This is a genomic window from Streptomyces sp. NPDC005566 (genome assembly GCF_040605575.1).
Classification (GTDB): Bacteria; Actinomycetota; Actinomycetes; order Streptomycetales; family Streptomycetaceae; genus Streptomyces.
The window spans coordinates 113,214-129,651 of sequence record NZ_JBEXDB010000004.1 but is presented as its reverse complement, the minus strand read 5'-3'; the positions used below and the strand labels follow the sequence as shown (position 1 = coordinate 129,651).

Here is a 16,438-nt window from a genome sequence, read left to right as displayed (position 1 = left end):
GGTTAGGCTTGCCTAATTTAACACTCTCCGGGGCTCCGCGTCCCCGGCTCGCCGATGAATCGGAAGCCCGGCGGTGGGTGCATCAGGAAGTCGCGGTGGGAGATGTTCCAGGCGTACGCGCCGGCCAGAGCGAAGACCACCCGGTCCCCCGCCCTGAGCCCGGCCACCGCCAGACCCCGGGCGAGCACGTCCTTGGGCGTGCAGAGCTGACCGGCGACCGTCACCCGGCCGCCCTCCGCCGCCGGGCGCGGCCACGGGTGGGGCCACGGCTCGACGGGCACCACCTCCGCCGGCTGGTCGTGCCCCTTGGCGGCCGGCGTCCGCAAGTGATGGGTGCCGCCGCGGACCACGGCCACGTCCTCCCCGTGGCTGCGCTTCACATCCAGTACATCGGTCACGTACCAGCCGCAGTAGGCGGTCAGGGCACGGCCGGGCTCGACGCGCAGGCGCACGCCGGGGTGACGCCGGGCCAGGGCGTCCAGACCCGCTCCGTAGGCGGCCCAGTCGAAGCGGTCGGCGGGGCGCGTGTAGTCCACGGCCATACCGCCGCCCACGACGACTTCCGGCAGGGCCGTCCCGTGGTGGCGGGACAGACCGGACGCCGCGTCCACGACCGCCTCGGCCACCCGCAGCAGGGCTTCGGCGTGCAGCCCGCTGGCCAGATGCGCGTGGAATCCGGCCGCTTCGAGCCCGGGGCAGTCGTCGCCGGTGAGCAGGCGGAGCGCTTCGGATGCCTCCTCGGTCCCCATGCCGAAGGGAGTGGGACGGCCTCCCATGGTGAGTGCGCTGCCTGCCAGGGTCCCGTCGGGAACGGACGGGTTGATGCGGAGCAGGACCCTGGTGGGAGGGCGGCCCGGCGCGGGAGAGCGGGCGGCTAGCGCCCGGAGCATCCGCACCTCGTGGAGGCTTTCGGCATGCACCCGCTCCACCCCGGCGGCGAGTGCGGCAGCGAGCTCGTCGGGGGTCTTGCCCGGGCCGGAGAAGGCGAGGGCCTGCCCCGGCACGACAGCTCGTACATGGGCGAGTTCGCCGCCGGAGGACACCTCGAAGCCGTCGGTCCACGGGGCGAGGGCGGCGAGGACCTCAGGTTCGGGGTTGGCCTTCGCGGCGTAGTAGAGCTCCACCGTTCGCGGAAGGGCGGCGCGCACCGCCGCAGCGTGGAGGTCCAGGGCCGTCAGGTCATATACGTAGCAGGGCAGTTCATCGGATTCGAGGGCTCGGGCCTCGGCCCGTACGGCGGGGTTGAGCAGAGAAGGGGGCAACGGTGATCCGTTCGTCGTCGGCGGGCCGGAGTGCTGGTCGGCGGTATCGGCCCGGGGTCAGGGGGCGTGCGCCCCGCTGGAAGGTCGCGGGGCCAGCGGGGACGGCAGGCGGACGTACCCGGCGTCGCGGTCCGCCGAGCGGCGCCAGCGGGTGAGCAGATTCGCCTTGGCGGGCAGCGGTGCCCCCGCCAGCAGGGCGCTCAGCTGGGCCGGTCGGCCGAGGGAGTCCGCGCTCTGTTCCAGTGTGGTGCGCACCTGCCGCCAGAGAGCGGGTTCGGTCTCGGGGTGCAGGTCCGCGACGGCAGCGAGGAGTTCGGCGAGGTGGTTGACGAACAGGCAGTAGACGACCCGGTCCCAGCCGCGCCGCCGGTCGTACGTGAGGGGCCCGGCAACTTCGCTGGGGAGCCTGCGCAGCGCCGCGGCGTGGTGGTCGGGCAGGAGCTTGGTGCCTTCGAGGTCGCGGAAGAGGACCCGCTCCGGCAGGCCGTCGTGGCCGACGCAGACGACGACGTTCTGGAGGTGGGGTTCGAGGACCACACCGTGGCGGAAGTACGCGGTCAGGACGGGCGGGACGAGCAGGGTGGTGTAGCGGCGCCACCACTCGGCGGCCTCGTCGGGTCCGGCGCCGGCCAGGAGTTCGGAGACCCGGCCGGGTCCGAGTGGGTACTCGTCGGCAACGGCCGCGGCCAGCAGGGGGGTTGTGCCCGCCGGGGTGTGGCGGGCGAGGCCCTCCCGGACGATCACACCGAAGCCCTCGAGCAGGGTGCGGTCGGGGCGGCCGTCCGCGCCGGGGAGGGCGAGCGAGCGGTAGGCGGGCTCGCGGAGTACGGAGGCGGCGGGGTGGCGCCGGGCGAGGTCGGCGAGGACGGGGGCGAGCAGCCGGGTCAGGGCGACAGCACCGGTGAGCTCGTACGAGGCGTTCTTCCGCAGGCAGTTGGTGATGCGTACGTCCAGGCTGAACTTCAGGAAGGCGTGCCCGTCGTGGACCGTGCGCACCGAGGCGGTGGGGGTGACGGGTGCCCCTGCCGGACCGAGGTCGAGCACGTCCTGACGGGCGAGGGCGGCCAGCAGGGCGGGGTGTCCGCCCAGCAGCCGGAACTGCCAGGGGTGCGCGGGCAGCAGCCGGTACCCGGGCGGTGCCTCTCCGGCCCGGTCGAGGGCCCCCGCTCCCCCGGGCTCGGCGGTCTCCTCGGCGAGAAACCTCTCCCGGACGGCGAGCAGCCGCAGCGGAAAGCGGGCGCCTTCCTCCGGGGCGTACGCGGTCCAGGCGTCCGGGTCGCCGCCGTGCGCCTTGGGCGTGGGGTGGAAGCGGTGGCCGAGGAGCAGGGACTGCTCGGAGGCGAGGTAGGCGGCGAGCGGATCCGGTCGGCCCGCCGGGTTCCCGGGGGCGGAGGCGGTGGCCCGGCGGGCGAGGGCGCTGGCGACCGAGCGGTGGCTGGCGGCCACCTGGGCCAGGAACTCGTCGTTGTCCGTGCCGGTGCGCAGGGATAGTTCGGCGTGCACCAGTTCGGCGAGCCGTTGCCATCCGATCGCCGTCCACGCGCCGCCCGGCAGGCTCTCCCGGATGCTCACGGGGCCGGTGAAGCGGTGGGCGCCCAGGAGTGAGGCGCGGCGAACGCCGACCCGCAGAAGGGTGTCGTGGCGTGGCAGGCGCAGGACGAGTCGGCCGTCGGCGAGGGTGCGGTCCTGCGGTGCGGTCGCCTCACGCAGCAGGCAGTTGAGGAGGGTGTGGCCGACCGCTTCGTCCGCGGTGGGCGGGTGTGCCGGTGTGCGGGCCGGGGTGCGGGGCGTGGTGGTGCTGGGCATCGGTGTTCATGCCTTCCGCAAAAGGTAGTTGGGGCCGGTGGTGTAGTGCTTGTTGATGTCGGCGGCGCCGGACCGGGCCTTGGTGAGCAGGGTGCCGGCCGTCACCATGGCCTTCACGGGCAGCTCGGGTGCGTCGAGGACGCGGGCGCGCAGCACGGCCGCGGCGCCCGGTCGGGTGGCGGCGGTCCGGTCGATCGCGTCCGCGAGCCGGTCACGTATCAGCCCGAGCAGCCAGTCGAGGGGCGCGGTGCCGTGTGCGGCGAGGCCGAAGGCCAGGGAGCCCGAGCACAGGTGAACGGTGATGGTGGTGAACAGGTCGGCGACGGGCGCGTCCTCCGTGCCGCATATCCGCCCGTCGGCGAAACCGAGGTCGTCGGCGGTGGGCTCCGCGCACCCCCATGCCTCGGCGAGCCGCCGGGTGTGGACGCGCGGTCCGTCGTTGTCCTTGAGGAGCAGCCGGGGCTTGTCCGTTCCGCCGCCGAGCACGAGGGAGATGTTCTGCTGGTGGGACTCCAGGGCGATGCCGTGGCCGAAGAGGGTGGTCTGCCAGTCCAGCAGCAAGGTCAGGACGGCGTCGGCGAGGGCGACCGGATCGCCACCGTGGAAGCGGTCGGCCAGGTGCTCGATGACCGGGCGCCCGTCGGGGGCGGGTGCCTGCAGTGCGGCGAGCGGGAGGACGGCGGCGTCGTCGAGTCCGGCCGGCTGGGTGCGGCGGAGTACGGCGAGGAGTTCGTGTCCGGCGTGGGCGTAGCGGGTCTCGTCGGCGAGCAGGACTCGCCCTGCGAAGCGGGGTTCGCGGCGCAGGACGCCCTCCAGCAGCCGCTGTCCGGCGGCACCGTCGCGAAGTGAACCAGGCGTGACGGTACGCCGGTTGAGGAGTCCGAGCGTGGCCGTGGCGAGGGGGAGTTTCAGGTGGGTGTCGGGCCGGCTCACGAGCGCGACGGTCCGCATGGACAGAGTCGGTACGGCGTCGAGCAGGGGCGTCTCGGCGAGGACCGCGTGCCGGCCGAGACCGGACTCGGCCAGGGCATCGCGGAGACGGCCGGCGGCGGTGAGGGGGTGGACGGGCAGCAGGATGTGCCCCTCGTGGTGGTCGGCAGGCAGTCCCAGCTCGGCAGGCGTGGGCCAGCCTTCGTGCAGAGGTACGTCTCCGTTTTCCGAGGCGGTGTACGGGGCCGGGGTCACGCCGGACCCGGTTCCGGGCGCCAGGGTGACCCGCCCGGCGGGCAACGACAGCCAGCGGAGTGCGAAGCGGGGGTGGAATTCGGGTGCGTACGCGCGCAGTTCTTGCTCCCCCAGGCCCTTGCGGCCCCGGGACACGGGGTGCACGGGGTGGTCGGTCCGGGCGGCGAGGGTGTCGTGGGCGAGGGATCCGGTGTGGCCGCGCCAGTGGGCCGGACGGGGCCCGTGGCTGTCCGTCAGCCGGGCGAGGACCCGGTCCCGGGTCGCGGCATGCAGTCGGCGGGCCGCGAGGTCGCTGCGGCACTCCTCTGCGAAGGCCGCGTAGCCGGGCGCGTCCTCGGGCACGGCGAGCAGGGCCAGAGCGGCGAGCACCTCGTCGGTGGTGGTCAGGTCGGTGCCCTCCGGTTCCTGGTGCAGGAGGGGCAGCCGGGCGCCCCAGGTCCCCTGGAAGCCGTCCTCGCGCACGGGGAGGAGCAGGGCGCGGCCGGAACCGGTGGCGAGCCGCAGCCAGGGGCCGTCGGCACGGTGGAGGAGGGTGGTACGGGTGCGCAGCCCGGCCACGTCCTCGCGCAGCAGGGCACCGAGAACACGCAGCAGTTGGTGGGCTGCGGCGGCCGGGGGTTCTGCGGCGCCCGACCGGGCCGTCCCCTGTTCGCCGGAGGCACGGGGCCGGTCCGCGCTCATGGGGTGATCTCCCACCGCTGGTCGGCGAGGAACGTGTCGGCGGCGTGGTCCACGGATTCCTGGTCGGGTCCGATGGTCCGCAGGATGCCGAGGTAGTCGCGGTTGGTGCGGTGCAGCGGGTGGCGCTCGCCGGTCGGGCGCAGGGGCCGGTAGGTCAGGCGTACGTCTCCCTCCACCCGGTCGACCGGGCCGGGCGCGGACGCGAGGACCCCGGCCCGGTCTGCGCACGGGGAGTCGATCCGTGCGGCCCGGTCCGTGCGGGCGCCGAGGCTCTCCGGCAGGGCCGCACCCAGATGGGTGGCCAGGATGTGGTCGAAGAGCGGGATGTCGAGCAGTTCGGCGAGCAGCAGGTCGCCGTGGTCGCCGATGGCGCGGTAGTTCACCTCGATGATGCGCGCCCGGCCCTCGTGGACGACGAACTCGGTGTGACAGGCGCCGAATCCCACACCGAGCAGCGCGAGCCGATCCAGGATCTGCTCACGTACGGGGGCGGGGTGGTCGGGGACGTAGGTCAGCCGCTGTTCGATGAAGTGGGGTGGCGGCGAGAGGCGGGTGTGGAATCCGCCGAGGACGTGCAGGCGCCGACCGTCGCCCAGGGTCTCCAGGGTGTACAGCTCACCGGGCAGGAACTCCTCGACGACCAGGGCGGCGTCCGGTCGGCGCGCGCGGATCTCCGCGCACAGGCGCAGGAGTTCGGCGGGTCCCTCGGCGCGTACGACGTCTTCGCTGGCGACGCCGTCGCGCGGTTTCACGACGCAGGGATACACCACTCCCCCGGCCTCGACGCACGCGGCGGGTGACTGTCCGGGGAGGATCTCGACAGCATGGAGGGGTTCGGCCCCGGCGGCGGCGAGGTGGCGGCGCATCAGGGCCTTGTCCTTGGTGCGCAGCGCGGCCTGCCAGTTCTTGCCGGGCAGGCCGAAGAAGTCTGCTGCGAGTGCGCCCTGGGTCTGGAGGTGGTCGCTGTTGGTGAAGACCGCGGCGGGCTGCCCTTGCCGGGATATGTGGGTGATCACGGCGCGGTGGTCGCGGACGTCGCAGGCGGCGACCTCCACGTCCGGCCCGAGGGCGGCGGGTGACCCGTACGCCTCCGGCTGGTCGGTGAGCACGGTCACGGACAGGCCGAGCCGCCCGGCAGCCGGGAGGAAGCCACTGATGACCGAATCGGTCGGATTGAGGGCAAGCAGGTACGTCTGCATGGGCGATCACTTCCGGCGCGCTGGTACGACAAGAAAGGAAAGAGAGCTTAGGTTAGGCAAACCTACTTTTACCAACTGGTCGCCACGCACAGGGGGTTCGCGAACCGAGACGCGATCGACAGCAAGGTAGTAAGGTGAGCCTCCCCTAAGTCGCTCGCTCCGCCAGGGCTGCCGCACCTCCGCGGTCGCGCCTGCGTACGTGTGTACCCCCGCCCTCTAGGAGCCTCCCGTGATCCTCGCCCCGGCACCGGCGTCACTCCGGCCCGCCGCGAGCGCCTCCGCCCTCCTCGCCTCCACCTACCGCCGCCTCACCTCACTCTGCCCGGGTCTGGACGCGGAGGTGGCCGAGCCGCGTGCCCCGGCCGGGCAGAGCTGGGTCGATGTCGCCGAACTGGCGCTCCGGCCCGGGTTGCTGGACGCCTTCCTCGAAACGGAGGCCGCACGGATCACGCAGCGCTTCGACCACCGGGCGCGCCCCGACGTGGTGGCCTCCCGCCTGTTGCACGACTGCCTCTGGTCGCTGTGCCTGCTGCTGAGCGGACCCTGGTACCTGGACCGCCGGGTCCCGCTGCCCCGGCCGGAGGATGTGCGGATCGGCCGGTGCGAGGACCGGTACCAGGTGGTGCCCGGGACGTTCGCCTGTCTGCCGGGCGATCCCGCCGAGGGCCTCCCAGGAGTGCGCCGGGTGTCCGACGAGGCAGCGCTCGGCGACGTGTTGCGGACGGCGGTCGCCGATCTGGTGCGTCCGCTGTGCGCGGCGCTCGGCCCCCGGGTGCGTCGCGGGCCCCGGGCGCTGTGGGGCATGGTCGAGGACGACCTCGTCTCGGGCATCTGGTACGTGGGACGCATGCTCGGCGAGGAGGAACGGGCGGTCGGCGAGGCCGGACGGCTGCTGCCGGGGCCGGTCGCGCCGTTCCCGGCCGGCGCCGGCTTCCGGGACCTGACGGCCGCGGACGGCAGGTCGTACCCGACACGGGACCGGGCGGGCTGCTGCCTCTACTACACGATCCGCCCCGCTGAGGCGTGCGACACCTGCCCCCGCACCTGCGACGCCGAACGGCTGCGCCGCATCGAGGCGGAAAGGACCCCGGCGGCCGGATGACTCGGCACGCGTGGGGGAAGGCCGGCCCGGGAACATCGCCCGGACCGGCCTTCCCCCATGAGGAGACGGACGTCAGCCGATCTCGATGAGCAGATCGCCCGCCTCGACCTGCTGGATCCGTCCGATCGCGAGACGCTCGACCGTGCCCGCACGCTGGGCGGTGATGGATGCCTCCATCTTCATCGCCTCGATGGTGGCGACCGTCTGACCCGCCGACACCGAGTCGCCCTCCGCGACCTGGAGCGTCACGACGCCCGCGAACGGCGCCGGGACATGCCCGTCGTTGCCCCGCTCGGCCTTCTCCGCGGCCTTGACCTCGGTGGCGACGGACGTGTCCCGTACCGCGACCGGGCGCAACTGGCCGTTGAGCGTGGCCATCACCGTACGGAAGCCGCGTTCATCGGCTTCCGAGATCGCCTCCAGCTCGATCAGCAGCGTGACACCGGCGCCCAGGGTGACCGTGTGCTCGGTGTCCGGCTCCAGACCGTAGAAGAAGTCCTGCGTGGGCAGTACGGACGTATCGCCGTAGGCCTCGCGGTGGGCGTCGAACTCCTTGGTCGGGCCGGGAAACAGCAGCCGGTTCAGTGTCGCCTGCCGGTTCCGGCCGAGTCCCTCACGGTCCTCCTCCGACAGGGTCGCGGCCTCGGACTGCGCAGGGCGGCCCTGGAGGGCGCGCGTACGGAACGGCTCGGGCCAGCCGCCGGCCGGGTCGCCCAGCTCGCCGCGCAGGAATCCGACGACCGAGTCCGGTACGTCGAACTTGCCGGGGTCCGACTCGAAGTCGGCCGCACTGACCCCGGCTCCGACCAGGTGCAGGGCGAGGTCGCCCACCACCTTCGAGGAGGGCGTCACCTTGACCAGTCGGCCCAGCATCCGGTCGGCCGCCGCGTAGCAGTCCTCGATCAGCTCGAAGCGGTCGCCGAGGCCCAGCGCGATGGCCTGCTGGCGCAGGTTCGACAGCTGCCCGCCGGGAATCTCGTGGTGGTAGACACGTCCGGTGGGCGACGCCAGTCCCGACTCGAAGGGTGCGTAGACCTTGCGCACGGCTTCCCAGTACGGCTCGAGTCCGCCGACCGCGTCGAGCGAGAGCCCGGTCGCGCGCTCGGTGTGGTCGGTGGCGGCGACGAGCGCGGACAGCGAGGGCTGGCTGGTGGTGCCCGCCATCGAGGCGACGGCGGCGTCGACGGCGTCCACGCCCGCGTCGATCGCGGCGATCAGCGTCGCCAGCTGGCCGCCCGCGGTGTCATGGGTGTGCAGGTGCACCGGAAGGTCGAAGCGCTCGCGCAGCGCGGTCACCAGGGTGCGGGCGGCGGGCGGGCGCAGCAGGCCGGCCATGTCCTTGATGGCCAGGACGTGCGCGCCGGCCTCGACGATCTCCTCCGCGAGGCGCAGGTAGTAGTCGAGCGTGTACAGCTGTTCGGCCGGGTTCGACAGGTCCGCGGTGTAGCAGAGGGCCACCTCGGCGAGAGCGGTGCCGGTGGACCGTACGGCGTCGATGGCGGGACGCATCTGCGAGACGTCGTTGAGCGCGTCGAAGATCCGGAAGATGTCCATGCCGGTCGCCGCCGCTTCGGCGACGAAGGCTTCGGTCACCTCGACCGGGTAGGGCGTGTAGCCGACGGTGTTGCGCCCGCGCAGCAGCATCTGCGTACAGATGTTGGGCACCGCCTCCCGCAGGGCCGCGAGCCTCTCCCAGGGGTCCTCCGCGAGGAAGCGCAGGGCCACGTCGTAGGTGGCACCGCCCCAGCACTCCAGGCTCAGCAGCTCCGGTGCGGTGTGGGCGACGTGCGGGGCGACGGCCAGCAGGTCGCGCGTCCTCACCCGGGTGGCCAGCAGGGACTGGTGCGCGTCGCGGAACGTCGTGTCCGTCACCGCGACGGCCCGCTGCGCACGCAGCTCCGCCGCGAATGCCTCCGGCCCGAGGGCCGCGAGGCGCTGCCGCGATCCTTCGCGGAACGGTGTGCCCGAGGAGACGGAAGGGAGCTTGACGGCCGGGTCGATGACCTGGGGACGCGGGCCGTGGGGACGGTTGACGGTCGTCTCGGCCAGGTACGTGAGCATGCGGCTTCCGCGGTCCGCCGAGGGGCGCGCCCGGATCAGTTCGGGGTGATCGGCGATGAAGCTCGTCGTGATGCGGCCCTCGCGGAAGCCGGGGTGGTCGAGCACGGCGCCCAGGAACGGCAGGTTGGTGGACACTCCGCGGATACGGAACTCGGCGATCGCACGCCGTGCGCGGCGGGCGGCGTTGGCGAAGTCGTGGCCGTGGCAGGTCAGTTTGACCAGCATCGAGTCGAAGTGGGCGGACACTTCGGCACCGGTGTGGACGGTGCCGCCGTCGAGCCGCACTCCGGGGCCGCCCGGGGAACGGTACGCGGAGATGGTGCCGGTGTCGGGGCGGAAGCCGTTGGCGGGGTCCTCGGTGGTGATACGGCACTGCATGGCGGTGCCGGTGAGCACGATGTCGTCCTGCGTCAGGCGCAGTTCCGGAAGAGACTTCCCCGCGGCGATCCGCAGCTGCCCGATCACGAGGTCCCGCCCGGTGACCTGCTCGGTGACCGTGTGCTCCACCTGGATACGGGGGTTCATCTCGATGAAGACGTGGTTGCCGCGCTCGTCGACCAGGAACTCCACGGTGCCCGCGTTGACGTACCCGATGTGCTTGGCGAACGCCACGGCGTCGGCGCAGATGCGCGCACGCAGCTCGGGGTCGAGGTTCGGCGCGGGCGCGATCTCGACCACCTTCTGGTGGCGTCGCTGCAACGAACAGTCCCGCTCGTACAGGTGGACGACATTGCCCTGGGTGTCGGCGAGGATCTGCACCTCGATGTGGCGTGGGTTGATGACGGCCTGCTCGAGGAAGACGGTGGCATCACCGAACGCCGACTCCGCCTCGCGCATCGCCGCGTCGATCGACTCCCGCAGCTCTGCGGGCTCGGCGACACGCCGCATCCCCCGCCCGCCGCCGCCGGCGACGGCCTTGACGAACACCGGGAAGCCGATGGAGTCGGCCGCGCCGACCAGCGTGTCCACGTCGGTGGACGGCTCCGACGACTTCAGTACGGGAACCCCGGCCTCGCGGGCGGCCGCCACCGCACGGGACTTGTTGCCCGTCAGGTGCAGTACGGAAGCGGGCGGCCCGACGAAGGTGATCCCGGCCTCGGCGCACGCGGCGGCGAGGTCGGGGTTCTCCGACAGGAAGCCGTATCCGGGGTAGACCGCGTCGGCACCCGCCTTGCGCGCGGCTTTGATGACCTCGTCGACCGAGAGGTAGGCCCGCACCGGATGGCCCTTTTCACCGATCTGGTAGGCCTCGTCTGCTTTGGCACGGTGGAGCGAGTTGCGGTCCTCGTGGGGGAACACGGCCACGGTGGAGATGCCGAGCTCGAACGCCGCACGGAACGCGCGGATCGCGATCTCGCCCCGGTTGGCGACCAATACCTTGCGGAACATCAATGTCCCCTGTCGTGTTGCGGGCACAGCGGCCCCAGGTGGCGATGTCATTCCGGCTGCCGGGATCGGCATCCGCTGTCCCCGTGGACGGTACCGATCAGTAGCGTTGGCGTCGATCTCCCACCAGCGGGAGATAGCTCACGCCCGTGGGAGATACCTCACCCCGAGGGAATCAGGCGTCGGCACCGAAGACACGGTGTTCGAGGCCGGGAGCTTCTCGCACGGCTCCGGCCACCTGCGTCCACCGGCGGCCCGACACCGTGAGACGCGGGCGGACGCCGACGTGCCCTCAGGGCCGAACTGCGGTCCAGGGCCCAGGAGGTGCGGCCGCCGACGGCACCATGGAAGGCACCGCATCTCGCGGCGCGGCCCGCAGGGCTGCGCGGGAGGTGGAACAAGGCATGGGACGAGCGGGTCGAACGCCCTGACCCGCTTGTCCACCGGCGCCGGACGGCCCTGCGGCTGCCTCTTCCCGACGGGTTCGACCCCGAACAGCCCATCCCTACCGCGCGGTGCCACCCTCATCCCGCACGAATGATCACGAAACGCAGGCGGGACCGGCGTACTCGGCCGAAGTGATCTCTCTGGAGGTGAGGACAGCCGGTCATTTCCGTGCCCGGTCTGTGGGCGTCGCCGACTCCGGGCGAAGGAGTTCTTCGGCAGAGCAGTCGGAGTCCGGGTCCTCTACCAGGCAGAGGTTGAGTCCTTGCCCATCATGCCGGATCTGGGCTCGAAGGAGGCAGGGGGTCTTCTGATCGCCAATCGTCAGCGCCATGTGGTCGCCGCTGGTGAAATCGTCGTCGGCGAATGACGTACCCGTGTCGTCCGGCGAGCTGAAGAAGCTCCAGTGCCCGGCTGCCATGTCAGGGCACTGTGTGCCTCCCCACATGGCGCTATCGAGTCTGTCCCACGTCATGCCGCGGTCGGCTCTCAAAACAAGGCGAGCGCCGGCCGGGTTGCTCCACGCGCCCGCAAGAGCCGACTCATCAACGCGGGCTGCCTCACCCCCTGCGCCGGCGCAACCCACGCAGGCCCAGGCCAACACGGCAGCCAGAGCCGACAACCGTCCCGATGAAGTGCTCATCCGCATCCCGCCCAATGATCGACTGAACGCGTTCAGCATAGGCTGACGGGGCCAGACACCCCACGGGGGATGCGGCCGTCACAAGATCAACGACAGAACTCGTTCATCAGCCCTGATGCTGGACGATGCCGCGCGCCACGGCACCACCGACCCGCTCCCGACGCGGTGCCGCCGAGCGGTGTCCTCCTGGCGTCGGCACCCCGAACTGCCCGCGCAGACAGCGGACTTATTGACTGGACCTGACGTTCCTGCTGCGGCATGATCACCCGTTCGAGGGTCGGCACGTTCAGCCGCCCGATGGGGAGGGAAGCAATCTGATGCGTATCGGTCCGAAGACCAAGGCGATCGGCACAGTCCTGACGAGCGGTGTTCTCGTGATCGGGATGTCGACGGCGGCCTCGGCCGCCACGACCATCCCGGCGGGCAGCTACGGACGCGCCGAGTGGAACGCCGACCCGGCCGGCTCGACGCCTGGCGACGCGCTCAGGGCATGCGACACCGACGCGGACGGCTACGGGGTCAAGGCGACGTTGATGAACTCGAACTACGACATCCTCCGCACGGTGACCACGTCGGGACTCAGCGCCGGCCAGTGCAGCGCCTGGAAGGGCGGCAACCTCCCGGAGCACACCCGGTACTTGATCACCACCTTCCGGACCAAGGCCGGCGACGATCTCACGCTCGACCACAAGTTCGTCTCCTCCTCCGTCGGCGACTGATCGTCCGAACCACACACTGCGGCCCCACCTCCTCCTGGGTTCCATAGGGCACTGTCACGTCGTCGGAAGTCGATGCAGCCGATTGCAGGGGGCGGGGTGTGGACCGTCAGCAGTTCGTGAAGTCGTCGCGTGTCAGGTGGACACGGTGCGCTTCAGGTTGGCCCGCCGGGCGGTGGTGTGGGTGGCGGGTGCCATCGGGTCCCCAAGGACGGAGCGTCCCTCGCCCGGAGTGGCCAGGCAGCACTCCGGCGCCTTGGGCAAGGTCGGGAACTGTCAGACCGGGGTCAGCATCCATGCCGCGTCCGACGCCGCTTCGTGCCCGCTGTCCCGGCGGCTGTTCCTGCCCAGCAGGGTGGGACGACACCGAAGCCGCCGGACCCGTTGCCGAATCTCCGAGGAGGGGCGTCACCGGCCTGGGTGGCAGCTCGCGCTCAACATGCTCGATGAACTCGCCGCGGTCGCGCAGCGGCGCAGGTCGCGGACACCGGCTTCGGGGCGACGCCGACTTCCGCCACGGCCTCGAAAACCACCAGCCTGGCCTACGCCCTGCAGGTCAAGGGTGAGATGACCCCCTCATGCCGTGTCGGCCGTGCCGCGCCGGCTGCCCTACGGCAGGCTGGGGCCGCGTCCGCCGCCCTTTACAGGACCGAACGGTCAGCCTGCGTGAACACGTCCTGGCCGCCGGACGGGGGTGAAGCAGTGCGGCGCATCAGGGCGAGGAGGCCATCCGAGCGCCCCTCGCCTCAGGGTCAGGACACCGGGACGCAGGACGGGCACAGCCCGCGGTAGGTGACCGCGGCCTCGGACACCGTGAAGCCGAACCGCTCATCGACCGGGAGATCGGCCAGCGGATCGCCGGTCGGGTGAACATCCCGGACCGTGCCGCATGTGGAGCACACCAGATGCTGGTGAGGGCGGTGCGCGTTGGGGTCGAAGCGCTTGGCACGGCCGTCGGTGGAGACCTCGATGACCTCACCCAGGGCGACCAGCTCGCCCAGGGCGTTGTACACGGTCGCACGGGAGATCTCGGGCAGTCGCTGTACGGCACGCGCGTGCACCTCGTCGGCGGTGAGGTGCACGTGGTCGCCGTCGAGCACCTCCGCGACGACGCGCCGCTGGGAGGTCATCCGCCAGCCACGTCCTCGCAGTCGCTCCAGCAGGTCACTCATATCGGTTCACCTATTTCAGCCTTGGCGGTATATACCCGACGTCCACCGGTGAGTGTCCGGCCTCCGATTGAGTACGAGTCTGGTGTTCTTGTTGACCTGGACTCTATCCATCGTAGGATCAGTTCCGGCGATAGCCAAGGGACAGGAAGACTCCAGAACGGCAGGAGAGAGACGTGACGGGACCATCCCCGAGGACCTGCGTGGTGCCGGTCCGCGGATGACTACTGCCCGCGTCGCGCCGCTCGAGACCCTCCGGGGCGGTGACCGCCTCGGAGTTGCCGAGGCGGTCGTCTCCGGGGTGAGCGATCGTGCGGGCAGCCCCGTTCAGAACCTGGACGAGCCCCTCCACGTGCTGACCGCGACGGGACGCGTCCCGTCGGCCGAACGGCCGCCGAGGCCATCGGACCGGCGCGTCCGACCGCACCGCTTGTCGATCGGCCGAACCGAGGTCACTCACTCCTGTGCCCCGACCGCTCCAACGCCCGCACTTACTGAGCAACGCGATCCGCCCCGTCCGGAAGGATTCCCATGTCCGAGAACCATGACGCAATCGTCACCGACGCGAAGACAGAGGGCGGAGGTGGCTGCCCCGTCGCGCACGGGCGCGCCCCGCACCCGACTCAGGGCGGCGGAAACCGCCAGTGGTGGCCGGAGCGGCTCAATCTGAAGATCCTCGCCAAGAACCCCGCCGTGGCCAATCCCCTCGGCGAGGAGTTCGACTACGCCGCGGCGTTCAAGACCCTCGACCTCGCGGCCGTGAAGCAGGACATCGCGGGAGTGCTGACGACCTCGCAGGACTGGTGGCCGGCCGACTTCGGCCACTACGGCCCGTTCATGATCCGGATGGCGTGGCACAGTGCGGGCACCTACCGGATCAGCGACGGCCGCGGCGGCGCCGGGGCCGGGCAGCAGCGCTTCGCCCCCCTCAACAGCTGGCCGGACAACGGGAACCTCGACAAGGCCCGTCGCCTGCTGTGGCCGGTCAAGAAGAAGTACGGCCAGAGCCTCTCGTGGGCCGACCTCATGATCCTCACCGGAAACGTCGCCCTGGAGCAGATGGGCTTCGAGACCTTCGGCTTCGGCGGCGGCCGGGCGGACGTCTGGGAGCCCGACGAGGACGTGTACTGGGGTCCCGAGACCACCTGGCTCGACGACGAGCGCTACAGCGGCGACCGGGAGCTGGAGAACCCCCTCGGTGCGGTCCAGATGGGGCTCATCTACGTGAACCCCGAAGGCCCGAACGGCACGCCGGACCCGCTCGCCGCGGCCCGGGACATCCGTGAGACGTTCCGCCGCATGGCGATGAACGACGAGGAGACGGTCGCCCTGATCGCGGGCGGCCACACGTTCGGCAAGACCCATGGCGCGGGCCCGGCGGAAAGCGTCGGCGACGACCCCGAGGCCGCCCCGATCGAGGCGCAGGGCCTCGGCTGGAGCAACTCCTTCGGCACCGGCAAGGGCGGGGACGCGATCACCAGCGGCCTCGAGGGCATCTGGACGAACACCCCGACCACGTGGGACAACAGCTTCTTCGAGATCCTGTTCGGCCACGAGTGGGAGCTGTTCAAGAGCCCCGCCGGCGCGCACCAGTGGCGGCCGAAGGACGGCGCCGGGGCGGGCACGGTCCCCGATGCCCACGACGCGTCGAAGAGCCACGCTCCCACGATGCTGACGACCGACCTCTCGCTCCGGATCGACCCGGCCTACGAGGTGATCTCGCGGCGATTCCTGGCGAACCCCGCCGAGTTCGCGGACGCCTTCGCACGCGCGTGGTTCAAGCTGACCCACCGCGACATGGGCCCCGTCGTGCGCTACCTCGGCCCGGAGGTTCCGGCGGAGACACTAGTGTGGCAGGACCCCCTGCCCGCCGTGACGCACCAGCCCGTCGACGCCGAGGGCATCGCTTCCCTCAAGGACCTGGTCCTCGCCTCGGACCTGACGGTGTCCGAGCTCGTCTCCACCGCGTGGGCTTCGGCCTCGTCGTTCCGCGGCAGCGACAAGCGCGGCGGCGCCAACGGCGCGCGCATCCGCCTCCAGCCGCAGAGCAGCTGGACGGTCAACGAGCCCGACGGGCTGGCCACGGTGCTGCGCAAGCTCGAAGGGATCCAGGAGTCCTTCAACTCCGGCCGGACCGACGGCAAGCAGATCTCTCTCGCCGACCTGATCGTGCTCGCCGGCGCCGCAGGCGTCGAGAAGGCGGCCAAGGACGCCGGTTTCGACGTCGAGGTCCCGTTCACGCCGGGCCGTGTGGACGCGTCGCAGGAGCAGACCGACGTGGAGTCCTTCGCCGCGCTGGAGCCGACCGCCGACGGGTTCCGCAACTACCTCGGCAAGGGCAACCGGCTGCCGGCCGAGTACCTGCTGCTCGACCGGGCGAACCTGCTGACCCTGAGCGCCCCCGAACTGACGGTCCTCGTCGGTGGCCTCCGCGTCCTGGGTGCGAACCACCAGCAGTCCTCGCTCGGCGTCCTGACCGCGACCCCTGGGTCGCTGACCAACGACTTCTTCGTCAACCTGCTCGACCTGGGCACGACGTGGAAGGGGACGTCCGAGGACGCGAACACCTTCGAGGGCAGCGACGCCGTCACGGGTGAGGTCAAGTGGACCGGCACCCGCGCCGACCTCGTCTTCGGATCGAACTCCGAGCTGCGCGCCGTCGCGGAGGTCTACGCGAGCGACGACGCGAAGGAGAAGTTCGTGAGCGACTTCGTCGCGGCGTGGGACAAGGTCATGAACCTCGACCGGTTCGACCTCGTCTGATCCTGCTGTCCGGGCCGGCCG

At 71.5% G+C, this 16,438-nt stretch carries 11 protein-coding genes; 4 read left to right on the top strand and 7 right to left on the bottom strand.

Annotated features, from left to right (window positions below):
* Nucleotides 1-17: 17 nt before the first annotated feature.
* The 4 genes from ABZS61_RS07780 to ABZS61_RS07765 are packed head-to-tail and all read right to left on the bottom strand — an operon-like array spanning nt 18 to nt 6,133.
* Nucleotides 18-1,262, bottom strand: a complete 1,245-nt coding sequence (locus ABZS61_RS07780) for a type III PLP-dependent enzyme (protein ID WP_356417261.1) — start codon at nt 1,260-1,262, stop codon at nt 18-20.
* A gap of 57 nt (nt 1,263-1,319) precedes the next feature.
* Nucleotides 1,320-3,068 (bottom strand): IucA/IucC family protein, encoded by a 1,749-nt coding sequence (locus tag ABZS61_RS07775; protein WP_356417260.1) that lies wholly within the window; start codon nt 3,066-3,068, stop codon nt 1,320-1,322.
* 6 nt (nt 3,069-3,074) lie between these two features.
* On the bottom strand, nt 3,075-4,934 hold the full coding sequence (locus tag ABZS61_RS07770; RefSeq protein WP_356417259.1) for an IucA/IucC family protein: 1,860 nt from the start codon (nt 4,932-4,934) through the stop codon (nt 3,075-3,077).
* Nucleotides 4,931-6,133: an ATP-grasp domain-containing protein gene (locus ABZS61_RS07765; protein WP_356417258.1), complete on the bottom strand. Its 1,203-nt coding sequence runs from the start codon at nt 6,131-6,133 to the stop codon at nt 4,931-4,933. Before ABZS61_RS07765 ends, ABZS61_RS07770 begins: the two co-directional genes overlap by 4 nt.
* 229 nt (nt 6,134-6,362) lie before the next feature.
* Here ABZS61_RS07765 and ABZS61_RS07760 point away from each other — a divergent pair, with 229 nt between their 5' ends.
* Nucleotides 6,363-7,235: a (2Fe-2S)-binding protein gene (locus tag ABZS61_RS07760; protein ID WP_356417257.1), complete on the top strand. Its 873-nt coding sequence runs from the start codon at nt 6,363-6,365 to the stop codon at nt 7,233-7,235.
* Between the two features lie 72 nt (nt 7,236-7,307).
* Here ABZS61_RS07760 and ABZS61_RS07755 read toward each other — a convergent pair whose 3' ends face one another.
* Entirely contained in the window at nt 7,308-10,685 is a 3,378-nt protein-coding gene (locus ABZS61_RS07755) for a pyruvate carboxylase (RefSeq protein ID WP_356417256.1), read from the bottom strand.
* A 604-nt stretch (nt 10,686-11,289) separates the two neighbouring features.
* On the bottom strand, nt 11,290-11,547 hold the full coding sequence (locus ABZS61_RS07750; RefSeq protein ID WP_356417255.1) for a hypothetical protein: 258 nt from the start codon (nt 11,545-11,547) through the stop codon (nt 11,290-11,292).
* Nucleotides 11,548-12,086: 539 nt separating this feature from the next.
* Here ABZS61_RS07750 and ABZS61_RS07745 point away from each other — a divergent pair.
* Nucleotides 12,087-12,488, top strand: a complete 402-nt coding sequence (locus ABZS61_RS07745) for a hypothetical protein (RefSeq protein ID WP_356417254.1) — start codon at nt 12,087-12,089, stop codon at nt 12,486-12,488.
* Nucleotides 12,489-12,624: 136 nt separating this feature from the next.
* Nucleotides 12,625-13,056: a transposase gene (locus ABZS61_RS07740; protein WP_356417253.1), complete on the top strand. Its 432-nt coding sequence runs from the start codon at nt 12,625-12,627 to the stop codon at nt 13,054-13,056.
* A gap of 181 nt (nt 13,057-13,237) precedes the next feature.
* Here ABZS61_RS07740 and ABZS61_RS07735 read toward each other — a convergent pair whose 3' ends face one another.
* Complete coding sequence (locus tag ABZS61_RS07735) at nt 13,238-13,657, bottom strand: Fur family transcriptional regulator (RefSeq protein WP_356417252.1); 420 nt, start codon at nt 13,655-13,657, stop codon at nt 13,238-13,240.
* 528 nt (nt 13,658-14,185) lie between these two features.
* On the opposite strand from ABZS61_RS07735, the gene katG reads away from it, so the two are divergent.
* A complete protein-coding gene (gene katG, locus ABZS61_RS07730) occupies nt 14,186-16,417 on the top strand; it encodes a catalase/peroxidase HPI (RefSeq protein WP_356417251.1) in 2,232 nt (743 codons plus the stop codon).
* Nucleotides 16,418-16,438: the final 21 nt, after the last annotated feature.